Origin of the sequence: Pseudomonas sp. MWU13-2105 (assembly GCF_023242315.1) — a bacterium.
In the GTDB taxonomy this organism is placed as follows: domain Bacteria; phylum Pseudomonadota; class Gammaproteobacteria; order Pseudomonadales; family Pseudomonadaceae; genus Aquipseudomonas.
The window spans coordinates 1-592 of the sequence record NZ_JALLIY010000083.1 but is presented as its reverse complement, the minus strand read 5'-3'; the positions used below and the strand labels follow the sequence as shown (position 1 = coordinate 592).

Annotated in this window: 1 protein-coding gene; it reads right to left on the bottom strand. The window is 61.0% G+C overall.

All coding sequences use genetic code 11. The features are described 5' to 3' along the window. Window positions 1–4 precede the first annotated feature (4 nt). Window positions 5–592 (bottom strand): hydrolase (locus M5B96_RS32400; RefSeq protein ID WP_248801239.1); only part of this gene is annotated, 588 nt, incomplete at its 5' end.

Here is a 592-nt window from a genome sequence, read left to right as displayed (position 1 = left end):
CCGCTTAGTCCACGCCCATACCGTAGGCACCGCTGTGCTCGCGTACCAGATCCATCACCGCGTCATAGGTTTCCTTGTGCGCCCAGTCACGCTGGAACTCCAGCAGTACCTGCTGCCAGGTCACCGGTACGGCACCGGCCTGGATCATCCGCTGCACGGACATGTCGTGGGCTTCCTGGGTGGTACCGCCGGACGCGTCGGTGACGATGTACACCTCGAAACCTTCAGCCATGGCTTCCAGGGCCGGGAAGTTCAGGCACACCTCGGTCCACAGCGCGGCCATGATCAGCTTCTTGCGCCCGGTGGCCTTCACCGCCTCGACAAGCTTCTTGTCTTCCCAGGAGTTCATCGAGGTGCGCTCGATCGGCTGTGCACCCGGGTTCACTGCCAGCAACTCAGGCCAGATGTAGCCGCTGAAGCTTTTGGTTTCCACCGAGGTATAGATCGTCGGCACGTTGAAGATCTTCGCCGCCTTGGCCAGGCCAACGGTGTTGTTCTTCAGGGTCTGGCGATCGATCGATTGCACGCCGAAGGACATCTGCGGCTGGTGGTCGATCAGGATCAGGGTGGAGTTGGTTGGGTTGAGCAGTTC